Source organism: Candidatus Pyrohabitans sp., assembly GCF_054014795.1.
Genome location: NZ_JBPMGE010000023.1, coordinates 1 through 4866 on the forward strand (window position 1 = coordinate 1; position 4866 = coordinate 4866).

Below are 4866 nucleotides of genomic sequence, written 5' to 3' on the forward strand. Positions count from 1 at the left end.
CCCACGTAGCGGTAAACCTTTGTCATGCTCGCCTTGAAGTACTCGGCGCTGACGGTGAAGCACAGGTGCATGGGCGAGAGCTGCACGCCGAGGTAGCCTGCGGCGAAGATTAGCAGCAGGTGGTCTCCAACGATTGCATCCCCCCTGCCCACGAAGGAGATGAACAGCGGTAGAGCAATGCTCGGCGGTCCCATCTCTATTCCCACGGCGAAACCTATGAGGAAGCTCACCACCAGGGCTACTACGGTTATTGGCAAACCGGCGCCGCTCAGCATCTCTATTACCCGCGAAGCTGCGCTGCTCGCCTCTATGCCATTGCGGAAGAGCATCACCCCGTAGATAAGCACCCCCATGCGCGGGTCAAGCGCCTTTCTGCCTATTTCTATAAGTTTATCAGGGGAGGGTCTGGTATAGGCGAGAGTCAAAAAGAGCACAGCGAGCATGGCATACGCAAGCTCAACCCCGGCAACTAGGGCGAGGAGGATTATCGCAATAATCGGCCAGGCGTTTAAAGCAAGCGCTGGAAAAGCTCCTCTAAATCCGCCCTTTGAGCGAAACTCCAGGTCGGGGTAGGTGATGAGCAGCCCGGCGAAGAGGGCAGCGAGGGTTAAAGGCAGATTTATCCTTATAAGCTCCATAGCACTCGTCTCGACCACACCCATGGTGATGATAAATGCAGGGTATAGAGGCCAGGTGGGTATCCACAGGTGGCGGAACCAGTAGTTGGCAAATGTCGCCTTCTCACGCGGTATGCCCTGCTCTTTAACCATGCCTGCCAGCATCATCGCCGAGACAAGCGCTCCCGCGGGCATGGGCAGGAGGCCTATGATTAGAGGCACGGTTACCAGCACAGCTTTGCCACCCATTGAGGATATGGCAGAGGTCAGCCTGGAGAGCATGCCGGCGCTCTCCATGGTGTAGCTGAGCAGGAGCACTGAGAAGAGGATGAGCATTAGCTTAAGCGTTGCCCCGCTTGCGAGGGTTGAAGAGGCAAGGGAGAGCGCCTCCCGTGAAGGCAGCGTGGCTATGGCGAGAAAGCTGGCTCCAGCCAGTATCGCATACCCCACGTGCTTCCTGAGTTTTATGAGCAACAGGATTATGCCTATTGCGATAAACAGCGCTATAGCTGAGTCGAAGTGCATGTCTCTTTAGGTTACTCTAACCTCGCAAAGGGATTGCTGGTACCCCTAAGTTATCTGTTTAACCCGGACCTATATGTGCCTTTGTGTATCTGTAGGCAAGGATAGCACAAAGCTGAGGATAGGATGTAAATATTTAAGAATGAAGAAGCTAAGAAAAACAGGGAGGTAGCTGTTCAGAGAGACCGTATTGCAATTTGTTAAAATGAGGAGTGGTTATGGGTAATTCGTCAGAGAAAAAATCACTTGGATACTGGTCTGTTGTTTCTATTGGTGTGGGAGGGATGGTTGGCGGTGGAATCTTTGCTGTCCTTGGACTTGCTGTTCAGCTTGCACATGGCGGGACTCCTGTTGCCTTCCTGTTGGCTGGAATTGTGGCTTTAATAACCTCTTATTCCTACGCAAGGCTATCTGTTGCCTACCCTGCCCAAGGCGGGACGGTTGAATTTTTGAATCAGGCCTTTGGCTCGGGAGTGATTACGGGAGGGCTGAATATTTTGCTCTGGTTGAGTTATGTGGTTATGCTCTCCCTGTATGCCTCTGCCTTTGGGAGTTATGGGGCCACTTTCTTTCCAGAAACCATGCAGCCATTCTTGAAACATGTTTTTATTAGCGGGATTGTAATACTGTTAACCGGATTAAATATCCTGGGAACAAATATCCTGGGGAAGGCAGAAGAGTGGATTGTTGGCCTAAAGATTGCCATCCTCCTGTTTTTTGCAGGAGTGGGATTACGCAGTGTGGATATTCAGCGACTGGAACCCTCAACCTGGGCTGACCCTCTCCTGTTGATTGCGGGAGGAATGATCATCTTTCTGGCCTATGAAGGTTTTGAGCTCATCGCCAATACTGCGGAAGATGTGAAAAATCCAAAGAAAACACTCCCTCGGGCATACTATTCAGCTGTCGGATTTGTTATTGCACTCTATGTCCTTGTCTCACTGGTAACCGTTGGAAACCTGTCAATAAAGGAGATTGTGGCAGCAAGAGACTATGCACTTGCAGAGAGTGCCAAACCTTTTCTGGGAAGCTTTGGTTTTGCATTAATTGCTGTTGCAGCTCTGTTATCAACCGGCTCCGCAATTAATGCCACATTATATGGGGCATCACGCATAAGCTATATTATCGCAAAAGAGGGAGAGCTTCCAGAGATGTTGGAGAGAAGGATATGGAATCGCCATATTGAAGGTCTGCTTATCACTTCATTTCTTACTCTGTTGATAGCAAACCTCTTTGACATCTCAAGTATTTCAATAATGGGAAGCTCTGGTTTTTTGCTTATTTTTGCGGCAGTGAATATTTCTAATTTGCGCCTGTATGTTAAAACCAGAAGTTACAGGTGGATATCTGCACTTGGTGCAATAGTTTGCTTATTTGCTCTGGGGGCATTGGTCTGGCAGACAGCAATAGTCTCTCCGAAAATGCTTTTGGTACTTGTGGTGATGGTGGGTATCTCTCTTGCTATTGAGATTGTGTACAGAAGGTTTACGGGCAGAGAGATACGTCCGCAAATTCCAAGGTATGGTCATGACAGACTTCAATAAATCACGGTGGTCGGAGAAAGATTTTGTCGATGAATATCTCGAAACGGCAGATATCCAAATCGTAGAGCGGAGGAGATTGCTGGAACTCTTAAAGTCATTCTATAAGCATTTCCTGGGGAATAAAAAGCAAAACAGGGTTCTGGATCTTGGATGCGGAGATGGCATCCTTATTCATGAGCTTCTGAAGGTTGACAGCGCAATATCAGCCACGCTGATTGATGGTTCAGAAGATATGTTGAATAAAGCGAAAGAAAGGCTTTCCAGCTTTAAGAACCTCAATTTCATCAGGGCAAGCTTTCAGGAGCTGCTGCATAAGGACATTCAACTTCCTTACTTTGACCTTGTGGTTTCCTCTCTTGCTATTCACCACCTGAGTATGGACGAGAAGAGGGCTCTGTTTGAGTATATCTACTCCCACCTGAATGAAGGAGGATATTTTCTCAACATAGATGTCATCCTCGCTCCAGCGAAGGCACTTGAGGACTGGTATCTCTCCCTCTGGAGAGAGTGGATACTGGAGAAACAAAACGCCCTGGGGAAAAGAGGCGAATATGTGGATATAATTCGCAGATATAAGGACAGCGAAGATAATAAGCCGGATACTCTGGCAGAGCAGTTGAATGCCCTGAAAGCTGTGGGATTCAGGGATGTGGATTGTTTTTATAAGTATGGAACATTTGCAATGTTTGGCGGCAGAAGGTGAGGGGCATACCCTCGGCAGCAAACTTTCTCTGCGGGACTACAACAACCCTTGCACTCGTGACTCGCAATCCTATGGAACACGCCGTGAGAAGCTTACAACATTGCTTTCACACGGCATGTGCGCCATAAGGTACACACCCGAAATACAAACTCAAAATTGGTTATAAGAGGTTAACTTCGCAGGATACTAATGGTAACCTGCGCAGCACTCGGCGAGTGCTCTGAGGTGGCGAGGAGCCTGAGATGAAGAGCACTGAATATCCTGGCTGCGCTACAGCTCGCGCATAAGCGCGGGGATCTCTTTTGAAACCCTCGGAAGAGGGTTGATGACAGCAATGAGGGCTCAAGCTGAGCTTGGGTCTGATGTAGGCTCGACAGTGGTGAAACCCGGTTAGTGGTGCTTGCAAAAAACTCAAGCAGGGAAAAACCCCGCCATCCTTAATTCCGGTTGATCCTGCCGGAGGCCACTGCTATTGGGGTCCGCCTAAGCCATGCGAGTCGACCGGGCTTTCCTCCTTCGGGAGGAGAGCCAGGGGCGGACGGCTCAGTAACACGTGGGTAATCTACCCTCGGGTCGGGCATAACCCCGGGAAACTGGGGCTAATACCCGATAGGTGGAGAGGTCTGGAAGGATCCTCCGCCGAAAGCTCCGGCGCCCGAGGATGAGCCTGCGACCGATTAGGTAGTTGGCGGTGTAACGGACCACCAAGCCTGTGATCGGTACGGGCAGTGGGAGCTGTAGCCCGGAGATGGGGGCTGAGACACGGCCCCAGGCCCTACGGGGCGCAGCAGGCGCGAAAACTCCGCAATGCTCGCAAGAGCGACGGGGGGACCCCAAGTGCCCCTGCACTGCAGGGGCTTTTGCGGAGTGTAAACAGCTCCGCGAATAAGGGCTGGGCAAGACCGGTGCCAGCCGCCGCGGTAACACCGGCAGCCCGAGTGGTGGCCACTTTTATTGGGCCTAAAGCGTCCGTAGCCGGTCTGGTAAGTCCCTGTGTAAATCCTCAGGCTCAACCTGAGGAAGTGCGGGGATACTGCCAGACTCGGGGCCGGGAGACGCGGAGGGTACTCCAGGGGTAGCGGTGAAATGCTGTAATCCCTGGGGGACCACCAGTGGCGAAGGCGCTCCGCGAGAACGGGCCCGACGGTGAGGGACGAAAGCCAGGGGAGCGAACGGGATTAGATACCCCGGTAGTCCTGGCCGTAAACGCTGCCCGCTAGGTGTTGCACGCTCTACGGGGGCGTGCAGTGCCGAAGCGAAGGTGATAAGCGGGCCGCCTGGGAAGTACGCTCGCAAGAGTGAAACTTAAAGGAATTGGCGGGGGAGCACCACAAGGGGTGAAGTCTGCGGTTTAATTGGATTCAACGCCGGACATCTCACCGGGGGCGACGGCAGGATGAAGGCCAAGCTGATGACTTTGCCGGACGAGCCGAGAGGAGGTGCATGGCCGTCGTCAGCTCGTACCGTGAGGCGTCCTGTT

Annotated in this window: 3 protein-coding genes and 1 rRNA gene; 3 read left to right on the plus strand and 1 reads right to left on the minus strand. The window is 51.9% G+C overall.

Annotated elements, in window-relative coordinates; all coding sequences use genetic code 11:
- The coding region (locus tag ACXJJW_RS02480; RefSeq protein WP_456474142.1) for a DUF401 family protein at nucleotides 1-1142 on the minus strand (1142 nt) is incomplete at its 3' end.
- 215 nt (nucleotides 1143-1357) lie between these two features.
- On the opposite strand from ACXJJW_RS02480, the gene ACXJJW_RS02485 reads away from it, so the two are divergent.
- The 3 genes from ACXJJW_RS02485 to ACXJJW_RS02495 all read left to right on the plus strand — a co-directional run.
- On the plus strand, nucleotides 1358-2683 hold the full coding sequence (locus tag ACXJJW_RS02485; protein ID WP_456474143.1) for an APC family permease: 1326 nt from the start codon (nucleotides 1358-1360) through the stop codon (nucleotides 2681-2683).
- The gene (locus tag ACXJJW_RS02490; protein ID WP_456474144.1) at nucleotides 2667-3386 is read left to right on the plus strand and encodes a class I SAM-dependent methyltransferase; all 720 of its coding nucleotides are present in this window, start codon (nucleotides 2667-2669) and stop codon (nucleotides 3384-3386) included. Before ACXJJW_RS02485 ends, ACXJJW_RS02490 begins: the two co-directional genes overlap by 17 nt.
- A 440-nt stretch (nucleotides 3387-3826) precedes the next feature.
- Nucleotides 3827-4866, plus strand: a 16S ribosomal RNA gene (locus ACXJJW_RS02495); the annotation flags it as partial.

What these genes read in the sequence shown, in the direction of transcription:
- ACXJJW_RS02490 (WP_456474144.1), top strand. Translation starts at nt 2,667, where the DNA reads ATGACAGACTTCAATAAATCACGGTGGTCGGAGAAAGATTTTGTCGAT.
- ACXJJW_RS02485 (WP_456474143.1), top strand. Translation starts at nt 1,358, where the DNA reads ATGGGTAATTCGTCAGAGAAAAAATCACTTGGATACTGGTCTGTTGTT.